The organism is Cupriavidus basilensis (genome assembly GCF_008801925.2).
Lineage (GTDB): Bacteria > Pseudomonadota > Gammaproteobacteria > Burkholderiales > Burkholderiaceae > Cupriavidus > Cupriavidus basilensis.
The window spans coordinates 2,273,674-2,287,682 of the sequence record NZ_CP062803.1 but is presented as its reverse complement, the minus strand read 5'-3'; the positions used below and the strand labels follow the sequence as shown (position 1 = coordinate 2,287,682).

13 protein-coding genes are annotated in these 14,009 nt (G+C 63.7%); 11 read left to right on the top strand and 2 right to left on the bottom strand.

The genetic code is table 11. From position 1 onward, the window contains the following. The first annotated feature begins 15 nt into the window (after positions 1-15). The 8 genes from bamA to F7R26_RS10270 all read left to right on the top strand — a co-directional run bounded on the left by bamA (position 16) and on the right by F7R26_RS10270 (position 8,116). The gene (bamA, locus tag F7R26_RS10305; protein ID WP_241754291.1) at positions 16-2,349 is read left to right on the top strand and encodes an outer membrane protein assembly factor BamA; all 2,334 of its coding nucleotides are present in this window, start codon (positions 16-18) and stop codon (positions 2,347-2,349) included. A 36-nt stretch (positions 2,350-2,385) separates the two neighbouring features. Then, positions 2,386-2,913: an OmpH/Skp family outer membrane protein gene (locus F7R26_RS10300; RefSeq protein WP_150983488.1), complete on the top strand. Its 528-nt coding sequence runs from the start codon at positions 2,386-2,388 to the stop codon at positions 2,911-2,913. Positions 2,914-2,947: 34 nt separating this feature from the next. Next, positions 2,948-4,054 carry a UDP-3-O-(3-hydroxymyristoyl)glucosamine N-acyltransferase gene (gene lpxD / locus F7R26_RS10295; protein WP_150983487.1) on the top strand — a complete coding sequence of 369 codons (1,107 nt, stop codon included), beginning with the start codon at positions 2,948-2,950 and terminating at the stop codon, positions 4,052-4,054. Then, positions 4,051-4,500 (top strand): 3-hydroxyacyl-ACP dehydratase FabZ, encoded by a 450-nt coding sequence (gene fabZ / locus F7R26_RS10290; RefSeq protein WP_150983486.1) that lies wholly within the window; start codon positions 4,051-4,053, stop codon positions 4,498-4,500. Before lpxD ends, fabZ begins: the two co-directional genes overlap by 4 nt. A gap of 103 nt (positions 4,501-4,603) precedes the next feature. After that, entirely contained in the window at positions 4,604-5,407 is an 804-nt protein-coding gene (gene lpxA, locus F7R26_RS10285; RefSeq protein ID WP_150983485.1) for an acyl-ACP--UDP-N-acetylglucosamine O-acyltransferase, read from the top strand. 14 nt (positions 5,408-5,421) lie between these two features. Beyond that, positions 5,422-6,627 carry a lipid-A-disaccharide synthase gene (gene lpxB / locus F7R26_RS10280; protein ID WP_150983484.1) on the top strand — a complete coding sequence of 402 codons (1,206 nt, stop codon included), beginning with the start codon at positions 5,422-5,424 and terminating at the stop codon, positions 6,625-6,627. After that, a complete protein-coding gene (gene rnhB, locus F7R26_RS10275; protein WP_150983483.1) occupies positions 6,627-7,337 on the top strand; it encodes a ribonuclease HII in 711 nt (236 codons plus the stop codon). The genes lpxB and rnhB overlap by 1 nt, the downstream gene beginning before the upstream one ends. Then, positions 7,334-8,116 carry a TrmH family RNA methyltransferase gene (locus F7R26_RS10270; protein ID WP_150983482.1) on the top strand — a complete coding sequence of 261 codons (783 nt, stop codon included), beginning with the start codon at positions 7,334-7,336 and terminating at the stop codon, positions 8,114-8,116. Before rnhB ends, F7R26_RS10270 begins: the two co-directional genes overlap by 4 nt. Before the next feature lie 61 nt (positions 8,117-8,177). Here F7R26_RS10270 and ppsR read toward each other — a convergent pair whose 3' ends face one another. Beyond that, entirely contained in the window at positions 8,178-9,089 is a 912-nt protein-coding gene (gene ppsR, locus F7R26_RS10265; RefSeq protein WP_241754478.1) for a posphoenolpyruvate synthetase regulatory kinase/phosphorylase PpsR, read from the bottom strand. 268 nt (positions 9,090-9,357) lie between these two features. On the opposite strand from ppsR, the gene ppsA reads away from it, so the two are divergent. The 3 genes from ppsA (at position 9,358) to F7R26_RS10250 (ending at position 13,333) form a co-directional block, all read left to right on the top strand. Continuing rightward, complete coding sequence (gene ppsA / locus F7R26_RS10260; RefSeq protein ID WP_150983481.1) at positions 9,358-11,742, top strand: phosphoenolpyruvate synthase; 2,385 nt, start codon at positions 9,358-9,360, stop codon at positions 11,740-11,742. 149 nt (positions 11,743-11,891) lie between these two features. Then, positions 11,892-12,317 carry an NfeD family protein gene (locus F7R26_RS10255; protein ID WP_150983480.1) on the top strand — a complete coding sequence of 142 codons (426 nt, stop codon included), beginning with the start codon at positions 11,892-11,894 and terminating at the stop codon, positions 12,315-12,317. Between the two features lie 83 nt (positions 12,318-12,400). Then, positions 12,401-13,333 (top strand): SPFH domain-containing protein, encoded by a 933-nt coding sequence (locus F7R26_RS10250; protein ID WP_150983479.1) that lies wholly within the window; start codon positions 12,401-12,403, stop codon positions 13,331-13,333. Positions 13,334-13,407: 74 nt separating this feature from the next. Here the strand turns inward: F7R26_RS10250 and smpB are convergent, their stop codons facing one another. Further along, positions 13,408-13,860: an SsrA-binding protein SmpB gene (gene smpB / locus F7R26_RS10245; RefSeq protein WP_006164727.1), complete on the bottom strand. Its 453-nt coding sequence runs from the start codon at positions 13,858-13,860 to the stop codon at positions 13,408-13,410. Positions 13,861-14,009 lie beyond the last annotated feature (149 nt).

Below are 14,009 nucleotides of genomic sequence, written 5' to 3'. Positions count from 1 at the left end.
GGAGCCCAATCCTGCATGGAATCAAAGAGGGGATCAAGATTGATCAGACATAAGCGCATCTCGCTGGGCGTGCTGGCGAGTGCCATCATCGCGGCCTGGACCCCAGTGAGTTGGGCCGCGGAGCCATTCGTCGTCAAGGACATTCGTGTCGAGGGCCTGCAGCGGGTCGAGCCGGGTACGGTGTTCGGCTACCTGCCGGTCAAGGTCGGCGAAACCTTCAGCGACGACAAGGGCGCGGACGCCATTCGTGCCCTGTATAACACCGGGTTCTTCAAGGATGTCCAGATTCGTTCCGAGGACGGCGTGCTGGTGGTCCAGGTGGAAGAACGTCCTGCCATCTCCCAGCTCGAGTTCGTCGGCATCAAGGAATTCGACAAGGACACCCTGCGCCGCTCGCTGCGCGCAGTGGGCGTGGCCGAGGCCCGGTACTACGACAAGGCCCTGATCGACAAGGCAGAGCAGGAGCTCAAGCGCCAGTACGTGGCGCGCGGCTACTATGCCGCCGACATCCAGACCACGATCACCCCGGTCGACCGCAATCGCGTGTCGGTGGTGTTCAATGTCGACGAAGGTCCTGTGGCCAAGATCCGCCAGATCAATATCGTCGGCAACAAGGCCTTCAAGGAAAGCACGCTGCGCGATGAAATGCAGCTGTCGACCCCGAACTGGCTGTCCTGGTACACCAAGAACGACCTGTATTCCAAGCAAAAGCTCACTGCCGACCTGGAAGCGCTGCGTTCGTACTACCTGAACCGCGGCTACCTCGAGTTCGCCATTGAATCGACGCAGGTGTCGATCACGCCGGACAAGAAGGACATCTTCCTGACGCTGAACATCAAGGAAGGGGACCAGTACAAGGTATCGGACATCCGCCTGGCGGGCGAGCTGCTCGGCAAGCAGGCCGAGATGGAAAAACTGCTCAAGCTGCAGAAGGGCGAGGTCTTCTCGTCCGAGAAGCTGACCCAGAGCACCAAGGCCATTACCGACCTGCTGGGCACCTACGGCTACGCGTTCACCACCATCAACCCGCAGCCGCAGATCGACAAGGAAAAGCGTGAAGTCGCGCTGACCCTGATGGTCGATCCGGGCCGTCGCGTCTATGTGCGCCGCGTCAACGTGGTGGGCAACAGCAAGACGCGCGACGAAGTGGTGCGCCGCGAAATGCGCCAGATGGAAAGCTCGTGGTTCGACAGCGAAAAGCTGACGCAATCGCAGGCCCGTATCAACCGTACCGGCTACTTCACCGACACCAACATCACCACCGAGGACGTGCCCGGCGCGCCCGACCAGGTCGATGTGAACGTCAACGTGACCGAGAAGCCGACCGGGCAGATCAGCCTGGGCCTTGGCTTCTCCTCGACGGACAAGCTGGTGCTGCAGGCCGGCCTGCGCCAGGACAACGTGTTCGGCTCGGGTACCAGCCTTGGCCTGGACGTGAACACCGCGAAGTCCTTCCGCACGATCTCGCTGACGCAATACGATCCGTATTTCACGGTGGACGGCATCAGCCGCTCGACCGATATCTACTACCGTACGTCGCGGCCGCTGTATTACACCGGCGACCAGGACTACAAGATCGTTTCGGAGGGCGGCAACGTCAAGTTCGGCGTGCCGTTCACGGAAACGGATACCGTGTTCTTCGGCATCGGCTACGAGCGCACCCAGGTGACCATCTCGCCGAACACGCCGATCCAGTACGGCCAGTGGCTGACCAAGATCGGCAAGTCCAGTGGCGACCCGATCAACAACTTCCCGTTCACGATCGGCTGGGCCCGCGACCGCCGCGACAGCGCGCTGGTCCCGACCAAGGGGCCCTACACGCAGGCAAACCTCGAAGTGGGTGTGCCCGGTGGCGATACGCAGTACTATCGCGCCAGTGTGCAACAGCAGTATTTCTATCCGCTGTCGAAGGCCTTTACCCTGGCCTTCAACGGTGAGGTGGCTTACGGTCACGGCTACGGCAATACGCCGTTCCCGGTGTTCAAGAACTTCTACGCCGGCGGTATCGGCTCGGTTCGCGGCTACCAGACCAGCACGCTGGGCAAGAAGGACCAGAACGGCAACCCGATTGGCGGCGCTTCCAAGATGATCGGCAACGTCGAATTCATCTTCCCGCTGCCGGGTTCGGGTGTGGACCGGACGCTGCGCCTGTTCACCTTCTTCGACTTCGGTAACGTGTACGAAGAAGGCGCGCCGCTGCTGTTCAGCCAGCTCAAGTATTCGACGGGCCTGGGCATGTCCTGGCTGTCGCCGATCGGTCCGCTCAAGATCAGCGTGGGCTTCCCGCTGAAGAAGGACGAGACCGACAAGGTACAGCGCTTCCAGTTCCAGATCGGTACTGCGTTCTGATCGGGCATAGAAGATAGAAGATTGAGGAACGGATTCATGAAAACAACATTCCCACTGATCAAAAGCCTGACGGCGGCCGCGCTGACGGTTGGCGCGCTGCTGGCAGCCGCGCCCGCCATGGCGCAGGAAGCGCGCATCGCCGCGGTCAATTCCGAGCGTATACTGCGTGATTCGGTGCCTGCCAAGCAGGCCCAGGTCAAGCTGGAGCAGGAGTTCTCCAAGCGCGACCGTGAGTTGCAGGACATGGCCCAGAAGATCAAGGGCATGGCCGACAAGCTCGACAAGGACACCGCCGTGCTGGCCGATGCCGACCGCCAGCGCCGTCAGCGCGAAGTGGCCGATCTCGATCGCGAATTCCAGCGCAAGCAGCGTGAATTCCGCGAGGACCTGAACCAGCGCCGCAACGAGGAACTGGCCCAGGTGCTCGAGCGCGCCAACCGCGTGATCCGTCAGCTTGCGGAGCAGCGCAAGTATGATCTGATCGTGCAAGAGGCCGTGTACGTCAATCCTCGCATCGACATTACCGACGATGTGATGAAAGCGTTGAACGCCGGCAGCAAGTAAGCTGCCAGTTTTCGCCGTCCAAGGAAGTACTGCCATGCAAACACCCACACTGGGTCAGCTCGCCACCGATACCGGCGCGCAGGTTGTGGGTGATCCCGACCTCGCCGTGCGCGGCCTCGCGCCGCTCGACCAAGCCGGCCCCGACCAGCTCTCGTTTCTCTCGAATCCCCTGTACCTGCCACAGGCGCTGGCCTCCGGCGCCGGCGCCGTGATCGTGTCCGCGGCTGACCTGGAGCGCATTCGCGCCGAAGGGCAGGCCGACGGCCGCAACTGGCTGGTGGCACGCAATCCCTACGTGTGCTTCGCACGTATTGCGCAGGGGTTCGATCGCCGCGCCAATACCGATCGCCGCACCGGCATCGACCCGCGCGCCAGCGTGGCGCCCGATGCCGTGGTGCCAGCGTCGTGCTTTATCGGCCCCAACGTGGTGATCGAGAGCGGGGCCCGGCTCGGCGAGCGGGTGCGTATCCTGGCCAACGGTTTTGTCGGCGCCGGGGCCCAGATTGGCGATGACACGCTGATCTACGCCAATGTCTCGGTGTATCACCAGTGCGTGGTGGGTATGAGGTGCATACTGCACAGCGGTGTGGTGCTGGGTGCGGATGGCTTCGGCTTTGCCCCGGACATCGGCCCGGCTGGCGTCGAATACGTCAAGATTCCCCAGACCGGCCGCGCCGTGCTTGGCAATGATGTCGAGGTCGGCGCCAATACCGCCATCGACCGCGGCGCCATGGCCGACACGGTCATCGAGGACGGCTGCAAGATCGACAACCAGGTACAGATCGCGCATAACGTGCGGGTGGGCGCGCATACTGTGATCGCGGGATGCGCGGCGATTGCCGGCAGTACCAAGGTCGGGCGCTTCTGCGTGATCGGGGGTTCGGCCAACTTTGCCGGCCACCTGAACATTGCCGATCGCACCACAGTGTCCGGTGGTACTTCGATCACTAAATCCATTTCCAAGCCCGGCGGGCATTTCACCAGCGTGTTCCCGGTCCAGCCGCATGGCGAGTGGGAACGCACCGCAGCCACCTTGCGAGGCCTGAGCAAATTGCGCGATCGCGTGATCCAGCTCGAGAGGCGCTTGCAAGGGCAGGACGCCGGCAAATCCATCCAGCATACCGAAGAGAAAAAATCATGAACGCAGTCGATATCGACATCCGCAAGATCCTCAAGCTGCTGCCGCATCGTTACCCGTTCCTGATGGTAGACCGCGTGCTTGAACTGGAGCCGCAAAAGCGTATCAAAACGCTGAAGAATGTCACCATGAACGAACCGTACTTCCAGGGCCATTTCCCGGGGCATCCGGTGATGCCGGGCGTGATGATCCTCGAAGCGCTGGCGCAGTCGGCCGGCTTGCTGACCTTCGGAGAAGACGTAGAGCGCAAGGAAGACTCGCTGTATTACTTGGTCGGTATCGACGGCGCGCGCTTCAAGCAGGTCGTGACGCCGGGCGACCAGCTGCACATGACGGTATCTGTCGAGCGCTATATCCGCGGCATCTGGAAGTTCAAGGCATTTGCCACCGTCGACGACAAGGTGGCTTGTGAGGCTGAGTTGATGTGCACCGTCAAACAAGCTGACTAAGAAGCCTGCCTTCGGGGCTACGTCCTGAAGGCAGCTCTTGGACGTATTCGGCTCACTGTGTTGACCGTTCAATCTTTTCATCTCAGACCATAGGACAGGACGCATGACGCAAATCCATCCCAGCGCACTGGTTGACCCGAAGGCCGAGCTTGCAGCCGACGTGACCGTCGGGCCGTTTTCCATTGTGGGTCCCAACGTGCGCCTTGGCAGCGGCACCCAGGTGGGTGCGCATACCACCATCGAAGGGCATACCACCGTTGGCGCGGATAACCGCATCGGGCCTTATGCTTCGGTGGGCGGCACGCCGCAGGACATGAAGTACCGCAACGAGCCGACCCGGCTTGTGATCGGTGATCGCAATACCATTCGCGAATTCACCACCATCCACACCGGCACGGTGCAGGACCGGGGCGTGACCAGCATCGGCGACGACAACTGGATCATGGCCTACGTGCACATCGCGCATGATTGCCAGGTGGGCAACCACACGGTGTTCTCCAGCAACGCGCAGATCGCCGGCCACGTGCAGGTGGGCGACTGGGCCATTCTTGGCGGGATGAGCGGGGTGCACCAGTTCGTGCGCATCGGCGCGCACGCCATGCTGGGCGGCGCCTCGGCCCTGGTGCAGGACCTGCCGCCGTTCGTGATCGCCGCTGGCGACAAGGGCGGCAACAAGGCCACGCCGCACGGCATCAACGTGGAAGGCATGCGCCGCCGTGGCTTTGATGCCGCGCAGATCGCGGCCCTGCGCCAGGCTTACAAGGTACTGTACAAGTCAGACCTGAGCTTTGAAGCCGCCCGCAACGAGATCGCGCAACTGATTGCGCAGGCCGAAGGCACTGCCACGGCTGCGTTGCAGGATTTCCTCGACTTCATTGCCGCCACGCAGCGCGGCATTGTGCGCTGAAGCCGGATACAGCCATGGTCGACGGTGTCCTACCGGCCATGGAGGCCACGCCGGTCGCGGCGGGCGCGGGCAATCGCGGCACCATTGCCATGGTGGCTGGTGAGAACTCCGGCGACCTGCTTGCCTCCCTGCTGATGGGCGGGCTCAAGGCCCGCCTTGGTGAAGTGAGCTACGCCGGCATTGGCGGCCCCCGCATGATGGCGCAGGGGTTCGAGTCGCAATGGCCGATGGACACGCTCTCGGTCAACGGCTACGTGGAGGTGCTGGGCTCGCTGCGCGAGATTCTCGCCACGCGCCGCGCCATCAAGGAAAAGCTGCTGGCGCAGCCGCCGCTGTGCTTTATCGGCGTGGACGCGCCGGATTTCAACTTCGGGCTTGAGGTGCCGCTGCGCCGTGCCGGCATTCCGGTGGTGCACTTCGTCAGCCCGTCGATCTGGGCCTGGCGCGGCGGGCGCATCCGCACCATTGCGCGCGCGGTCGACCACATCCTGTGCCTGTTTCCGTTCGAGCCGGAGATCTACGCCCGCGCCGGGATTCCCGCCACCTATGTGGGCCATCCGCTGGCCGACGTGATCCCGATGGTGCCGGACACGCAGGGCGCCCGCGAGAAGCTCGGCCTGCCGGCCGGGCCGCGCGTGGTGGCGGTGCTGCCCGGTAGCCGGCAGTCCGAGGTGCGCAACCTCGGCGCGACGTTCTTCGCGGCCATGGCGCGCATGCACAGCATGGACAGCAATCTCGCCTTTGTGCTGCCCGTTGCCAGCGCGCCGTTGCGAGAGATCGTCGCGGGCCTGCACCAGCAGTATCCGCAGATCCCGCTGACCGTCATCGACGGGCAGTCTCACCTGGCCATGGAAGCCGCCGACGTGATCCTGCTGGCTAGCGGTACCGCCACGCTGGAAGCCGCGCTGTACAAGAAGCCCATGGTGATTTCGTACAAGGTGCCCTGGCTGACCGCGCAGATCATGAAGCGGCAGGGTTACCTGCCGTATGTGGGCCTGCCCAACATCCTGTCGGGGCGTTTTGTCGTGCCCGAATTGTTGCAGGATGATGCCACGCCCGAGGCATTGGCGCGCGAGACGCTGCTGCAGTTGAACGACGAAGGCAATACTGCGTTCCTGCGGGACCATTTCACCCAGATGCACCAGACCCTTAAACGCAATACCGCCGAGATCGCTTCGGCCGTGGTCGCCGACCTGATCCGGCAGCGGAGGGGCGTGTAATGGCGCGCCGACCCACAGTCGCCGCCAAGGGCGATGCGGCCCAGCTTGGTTTTGACCTGGCCGGCACCGCCGCGCAGGTACGCCACTTGTGCGGCGTGGATGAAGCGGGCAGGGGCCCGCTGGCGGGCCCGGTCTACGCCGCCGCTGTGGTGCTGGATCCGGCCCGCCCGATCCAGGGCCTTGCTGACTCCAAGGTGCTGACCGCGCGCCGGCGCGAGGCGCTGTTCGACGAGATTCGCGAGCGCGCCCTGGGCTGGCATATCGCCCAGGCTTCGGTGGAAGAAATCGACACGATCAACATCCTGCATGCCACCATGCTGGCCATGCAGCGTGCCGTGCATGGCCTGGCCGATTCCGGCCTGGAGCCGGACCTGGTGCAGGTCGACGGCAATCGCTGCCCGCAGGTGCGCTTTGCGGTCGAGGCCATCGTCAAAGGCGATGCCAAGGTGCAGGCCATCTCGGCGGCTTCCATTCTTGCCAAGGTGGCGCGAGACCGCGAGCTGCTGGTGCTGCATGCCGCATACCCGCAGTACGGCTTCGATGCCCACGCAGGTTACGGCACGCCGCAGCATCTGGCAGCGCTGGCCGAGTTCGGCGCCACGCCGCATCACCGGCGCTCGTTTGCGCCCGTGCGCGAGGCCATCGCGATGGGGCGGATCGCGCCCGTGGCCGCCATCCCGGCGCCAGCATTCCCGGAGCCGCTGCTGTGAAACATGTCACGTCGCGCGAAAACGCGCTGTTCAAGCACCTCAAGGCACTGACTGGTTCCACGCATGCGCGCCGCAAGGCGGGGCAGTCGGTGCTGGATGGCGTGCACCTGGCGCAAGCCTACCTGGATGCGCTGGGCCAGCCGGTGCAGTGCGTGGTGTCGGAGCGGCACTACGTTCATGCCGAGGTGGCGCAGCTGCTCAGGCAGATCGAGCCCGAGCGCGTGGTCCTGCTGGCGGATGCCTTGTTCGATCTGATCGCCGGCGTGGTCAACGGCATCGACCTGATGCTGGTCATCGATACGCCCTCCGGCCACTTGCCGTCGCATATCGACACCGATTGCATCATCCTGGACGGCGTCCAGGATGCCGGCAATGTCGGCTCTATCCTGCGCAGCGCCGCGGCTGCGGGCATCCAGCATGCCTTCCTTGTCACGGGCAGCGCCTTCGCCTGGTCCACCAAGACCCTGCGCGCAGCCATGGGCGCCAATTTCCACCTGAACATTGTCGAGCACTGCACGCTCGACATGCTGGCGCCGCGCCTGGTGGTGCCGCTGCTGGCCACATCCTCGCACGCGCAGGCAGCTGTATTCGACACAGACCTGCGCGCGCCGGTAGGCTGGGTGGTCGGCAATGAAGGCGCGGGTGTGAGCCCGGAGTGGATGGCCAAGGTCAGCCGCACGGTGGGCATTCCCCAGCCGGGCGGGCTGGAGTCGCTGAATGTGGCGGCCGCGACGGCGATCTGCCTGTTCGAGGCGGTGCGGCAGCGCCGTCCGGGTTAAGCCTGCCACCGCTTCGCCGCACTGACGGGCCTGCGCGCCCGCCGTGCGGCGTCAGCCTGACTCAATAGTTGCTGTCGCGGTCCACCTTGATCTCCTGCAGGATCGTGGTGGCGATCTCTTCGATCGACTTGTGGGTGGACGACAGCCACTTGATGCCCTCGCGGCGCATCATGGCCTCGGCCTCGTTGACCTCGTAGCGGCAGTTTTCCGGCGCGGCGTACTTGCTGCCCGGACGCCGTTCGTTGCGGATCTCGGCCAGGCGCTGCGGGTTGATCGACAACCCGAAGATCTTGCTCTTGAACGCGTAGAGCGCGCTTGGCAGCTTGCCACGCTCGAAGTCGTCGGGAATCAGCGGGTAGTTGGCCGCCTTCAGCCCGTACTGCATGGCAAGGTAAAGGCTGGTCGGGGTCTTGCCGCTGCGCGACACGCCCACCAGGATGATGTCGGCCTCGGCCAGGTTCTTGTGCGACTGGCCATCGTCATGCGCGAGCGAGAAGTTGATCGCCTCGATGCGGTTCTGATAGGCCTCGGTGTCCGCATTCTGGTGAAAACGGCCGATTGCATGGGTGGATTTCAGGCCGAGTTCCTTCTCCAGCGGCTCGATGAAGGTCTGGAACATGTCCAGGATCATGGCCTTGGCGCGGCGGATCGCCTTGTTCGACTCCTGGTTGACCAGGGTGGTGAAGACGATGGGCTGCACGCCCTCCGCGTAGAAGGCCTCGTTGATCTTACCCACCGCGATGTGCGCTTTTTCGGGCGTGTCGACGAACGGCATGCGCACCTTGCGGAAACGCATCTCGAACTGGGCCAGGATCGAGTGGCTGAAGGTCTCGGCGGTAATGCCGGTGCCATCGGAGACGATGAAGACCGTGCGGATGGCGGGGCGCTCCTCCTCCTTACGCGGTTCCTGGGGGTGCTGCGGCGCAAGTGGCGCGGCGGGAGCGTCGGGCTGGGGAGCGTCGGGGAGGGACATGTATGGACAATTATTTTTGAATCCGTGTTCCGCGAAAGTGCGGTGCGGCACGGTAGAATAGCGGCGATCTTTTCGCTAAGCAATTCCGCCAGCGCTGTTGGCACAACGATTCGGCCACGAATTGTCAACAATGTGCGCTGCAGCAATCACGATCGCACACCGATTGTGAGCCGCTGGGGCTGTTTAGCCAAGCGATCCGTCCGGTAGCAGAACTCCAACAATATTCCGGGCGTCAGCAACAGGTTTATTACTTTGTTTTGAGGCTTTTATGAACAACCCGGCAATTGACGGCGCATACCTGCTGCCGTTCGAGCAGTTGCGCAAGGAAGATGTGGAAACCGTGGGCGGCAAGAATTCGTCGCTCGGCGAGATGATCTCGCAGCTGGCCGAGGCTGGCGTGCGTGTGCCCGGCGGCTTTGCCACCACTTCGCTGGCTTTCCGCGACTTCCTCGCCTACAGCAACCTGACCCAACGCATTTCCGATCGCCTGAAGGCCCTCAACGTCGACGACGTCAAGGCCCTGGCCGAAGCTGGTGCCGAGATCCGCAACTGGGTCATCGAAGCGCCGTTCCAGCCCCGCCTGGAAAAGGAAATCCGCGAGTTCTACGCACGTGCCGAAGAGCGCGAAGGCGCCGAGGCTTCGTTCGCAGTGCGTTCGTCGGCGACCGCCGAAGACCTGCCGGATGCATCGTTCGCCGGCCAGCAGGAGTCGTACCTCAACGTCAGCGGCATTGACGATGTGCTGGACAAGATCCGCCACGTCTTTGCCTCGCTGTACAACGACCGCGCCATTTCCTATCGCGTGCACAAGGGCTTCGCGCACGACATCGTCGCGCTGTCCGCCGGCGTGCAGCGCATGGTGCGCTCGGATGTGGGCGCCGCAGGCGTGATGTTCACCATCGACACCGAATCCGGCTTCTCCGATGTCGTCTTCATCACCTCCAGCTACGGCCTGGGCGAAACGGTGGTGCAGGGCGCGGTCAACCCGGACGAGTTCTACGTCTTCAAGCCCACGCTGCAAGCGGGCAAGTACCCCATCATCCGCCGCTCGATCGGCTCCAAGCTGATCAAGATGGAATTCACCGCGCCGGGCGAAGCCGGCCGCGTCAAGACCGTCGACGTGCCCATCGAACTGCGCAACCGCTACTCGATCACCGACGCCGATGTGGCGGAGCTGGCCAAGTACGCGATGATCATCGAGAAGCACTACGGCCGCCCGATGGACATCGAGTGGGGCAAGGACGGCCGCGACGGCAAGATCTACATCCTGCAGGCCCGCCCGGAAACGGTGAAGAGCCAGTCCGCCGGCAAGGCAGAGCAGCGCTTCAAGCTCAAGGGCACCGCGCCCGTGCTCACCAGCGGCCGCGCCATTGGCCAGAAGATCGGCACCGGCCGCGTCCGTGTGATCAATGACCCGTCCGAAATGGAACGCGTGCAGCCCGGCGACGTGCTGGTTGCCGATATGACCGATCCCAACTGGGAACCGGTGATGAAGCGCGCCGCCGCCATCGTGACCAACCGCGGCGGCCGTACGTGCCACGCGGCCATCATTGCGCGCGAGCTGGGCGTGCCCGCCGTGGTTGGCTGCGGCGACGCCACCGACCTGCTCAAGGACGGCACGCTGGTGACGGTGTCGTGCGCCGAGGGCGATGAAGGCCGCGTCTACGATGGCCTGCTGGAAACCGAGGTTACCGAAGTGCAGCGCGGCGAAATGCCGGACATCGACGTCAAGATCATGATGAACGTCGGCAACCCGCAGCTGGCCTTCGACTTCTGCCAGATCCCGAACCAGGGTGTTGGCCTGGCCCGCCTCGAGTTCATCATCAACAACAACATCGGTGTCCACCCGAAGGCCATCCTCGACTACCCGCAGGTCGATGCTGACCTGAAGAAGGCCGTGGAAAGCGTGGCCCGCGGCCATGCCAGCCCGCGCGCGTTCTATGTGGACAAGCTGGCCGAAGGCATCGCCACCATCGGCGCGGCCTTCTACCCCAAGCCCGTCATCGTGCGCCTGTCGGACTTCAAGTCTAACGAGTACAAGAAGCTGATCGGCGGTTCGCGCTACGAGCCGGACGAAGAAAACCCCATGCTGGGTTTCCGTGGCGCCTCGCGCTACATCTCCGAAGACTTTGCCGAAGCCTTCGAGATGGAATGCAAGGCCATGAAGCGCGTGCGCGACGACATGGGCCTGACCAACGTCGAGATCATGGTGCCGTTCGTGCGGACCCTGGGCCAGGCCGAGAAGGTCATCGGCCTGCTGGCCAAGCACGGACTGAAGCGCGGCGAAAACGGCCTGCGCGTCATCATGATGTGCGAAGTGCCGTCCAACGCCATCCTGGCTGAAGAGTTCCTGCAGTACTTCGATGGCTTCTCGATCGGTTCGAACGACCTGACCCAGCTCACGCTGGGCCTGGATCGCGACTCCGGCATGGAGCTGCTGGCCAAGGACTTCGACGAACGCGACCCGGCCGTCAAGTTCATGCTGTCGCGCGCTATCTCTACTGCGCTGCGCCTGGACAAGTACGTTGGCATTTGCGGCCAGGGCCCCTCGGACCACCCGGACTTTGCGCTGTGGCTGGCCAAGGAAGGCATCAAGTCGATCTCGCTGAATCCGGATTCGGTGGTCGATACCTGGAAGCAACTGGCTTCCTGAGGCATTTGACGTCACAATAGAGGTACACCGGCCCTGCGCCAGGTGTTCCGAACCCCCGCAGGCGCCCTGGCGCTGCGGGGGTTTTTTGTTTTGGCCGTGCCCAGGACAAACGTAAGTAAGCAGGAACGCAGGTACGCAAGGAGGCAAAGATGGCGCCGTACTACATCTGGTTTGCGCTGGCCGCGGTACTGGTGATCGCGGAACTGGGGCTCGGTACTTTTTATCTGCTGATGGTGGCGCTGGGCGCCGCGGCTGGTGGCCTGGGTGCGCTGGCCGGGCTTGGCGCAGCCGCCCAGACCCTGCTGGCGGCGCTGGTGGCGCTAGCCGGCTTTGTCGCGCTGCGGCGCTCCCGCTATGGGCGCGTGAGGCGCGATGCGGCGGAGCGCGATCCCAACGTCAACCCGGACATTGGCCAGGAGCTAGAAGTGCCGGCCTGGGGCGACGCCGGGCGGGCACGCGTGCGTTATCGCGGCACCGACTGGGACGTGGAACTCCAGGCGGCTGGCCCGGCAGCGCCCGGGCGTTTTCGCATCGTCGAGGTACGCGGCAACACGCTCTTCGTCAGCCCGCGATAGAGCAAGGTAGGGCGAGGCAGGGCGCGGCCTCGGTTTCCCCGTTTTTTGCAGTTCGATTTTCTCAACCCCGTCACGGAGGTCCCATGTTCGAATTCTTCGGCAGCCTGCTGCCCCTGCTGATCCTGGTCGCCGTCATCGTGCTGGTGGCGCAAAGCTTCAAGATCGTGCCGCAGCAACATGCCTGGGTGCTGGAGCGCCTCGGCAAGTACCGCGCCACGCTGACGCCGGGGCTGACTGTCGTGCTGCCCTTCATCGATCGCGTGGCCTACAAGCATGTCCTGAAGGAAATTCCGCTCGATGTGCCGAGCCAGATCTGCATCACCAAGGACAACACGCAATTGCAGGTGGACGGCGTGCTGTATTTCCAGGTAACCGACCCGATGAAGGCATCCTACGGGTCCAGCAATTTCGTGGTGGCTATCACCCAGTTGTCGCAGACCACGCTGCGCTCGGTGATCGGCAAGCTGGAGCTGGACAAGACCTTCGAGGAGCGCGAGTACATCAACCATAGCGTGGTCAACGCGCTGGACGAAGCTGCAGCGAGCTGGGGCGTGAAGGTGCTGCGCTACGAGATCAAGGATCTCACGCCGCCCAAGGAAATCCTGCATGCGATGCAGGCGCAGATTACCGCCGAGCGTGAAAAGCGCGCGCTGATCGCCGCGTCCGAAGGCAAGCGCCAGGAGCAGATCAACCTGGCCACGGGCGCGCGCGAGGCCGCCATCCAGAAGTCCGAAGGCGAGCGGCAGGCGGCCATCAACCGGGCACAGGGCGAGGCCTCGGCGATCCTGGCGGTGGCGGAGGCCAACGCGCAGGCCATCGCGAAGATCGGGCATGCCATCCGCACGGACGGCGGCATGGAGGCGGTGAACCTGAAGGTGGCAGAGGAGTACGTAAGCGCCTTCGGCAATCTGGCCAAGCAAGGCAACACGCTGATCGTGCCGGGCAACCTTGGCGACATGAGCACCATGATTGCGTCTGCGCTGCAGATCGTCAAAGGCCAGCAGAAGGGGGCTTGAAGCGAGGGGGGTGAAGGAGAAGGCTTGCACGGAGGAGGCAGTCTTGCGGCGTGCCGCCGGGCTGCCTCGGTCTTTCACTCCTTGCCCGCGCCCTTCATGATGCGAGCCTTCTCCCGCTGCCAGTCGCGGTCCTTCTCGGTTTCGCGCTTGTCGAACATCTTCTTGCCCTTGGCCAGGCCGATCTCGCATTTGACGCGTCCGCGCGTGTAGTGCAGGTTGAGCGGCACGATCGTGAAGCCGCGCTGCTCCACCTTGCCAATCAGGCGCTTGATTTCTTCTGCCTTGAGCAGCAGCTTGCGGGTGCGCACCGCGTCGGGCGAGATGTGGGTGGAGGCGCTGTTCAGCGCGCTGATATGGGCGCCGATCAGGAACAGCTCGGCGTCGCGAATGACCACGTAGCCTTCCTTGATCTGCACGCGTCCCGCGCGGATCGCCTTGACTTCCCAGCCCTCGAGCACGATCCCCGCCTCATATCGCTCTTCGATGAAGTAGTCGAAAAAGGCTTTCTTGTTGTCTGCGATGGTCATGCGGTCCGGATAGTGGAAATGGAGATAAGTAAAACAAACACCAAAAAACGTAGGGGAAAGACGCTGCAGGGCCGTGCAAGGCCGTCAGGCCGCGGTTTGGGCGCTATCGTGCGCGCCCGGGGTGCCGTCGGCGCGCGCGTGGGCTAAAA

Excerpts from the sequence above, each read along its gene's own strand:
- bamA (WP_241754291.1), top strand. The coding sequence starts at position 16 with ATGGAATCAAAGAGGGGATCAAGATTGATCAGACATAAGCGCATCTCG.
- F7R26_RS10300 (WP_150983488.1), top strand. The coding sequence starts at position 2,386 with ATGAAAACAACATTCCCACTGATCAAAAGCCTGACGGCGGCCGCGCTG.
- lpxD (WP_150983487.1), top strand. The coding sequence starts at position 2,948 with ATGCAAACACCCACACTGGGTCAGCTCGCCACCGATACCGGCGCGCAG.
- fabZ (WP_150983486.1), top strand. The coding sequence starts at position 4,051 with ATGAACGCAGTCGATATCGACATCCGCAAGATCCTCAAGCTGCTGCCG.
- lpxA (WP_150983485.1), top strand. The coding sequence starts at position 4,604 with ATGACGCAAATCCATCCCAGCGCACTGGTTGACCCGAAGGCCGAGCTT.
- lpxB (WP_150983484.1), top strand. The coding sequence starts at position 5,422 with ATGGTCGACGGTGTCCTACCGGCCATGGAGGCCACGCCGGTCGCGGCG.
- rnhB (WP_150983483.1), top strand. The coding sequence starts at position 6,627 with ATGGCGCGCCGACCCACAGTCGCCGCCAAGGGCGATGCGGCCCAGCTT.
- ppsR (WP_241754478.1), bottom strand. The coding sequence starts at position 9,089 with ATGTCCCTCCCCGACGCTCCCCAGCCCGACGCTCCCGCCGCGCCACTT.
- ppsA (WP_150983481.1), top strand. The coding sequence starts at position 9,358 with ATGAACAACCCGGCAATTGACGGCGCATACCTGCTGCCGTTCGAGCAG.
- F7R26_RS10255 (WP_150983480.1), top strand. The coding sequence starts at position 11,892 with ATGGCGCCGTACTACATCTGGTTTGCGCTGGCCGCGGTACTGGTGATC.
- F7R26_RS10250 (WP_150983479.1), top strand. The coding sequence starts at position 12,401 with ATGTTCGAATTCTTCGGCAGCCTGCTGCCCCTGCTGATCCTGGTCGCC.
- smpB (WP_006164727.1), bottom strand. The coding sequence starts at position 13,860 with ATGACCATCGCAGACAACAAGAAAGCCTTTTTCGACTACTTCATCGAA.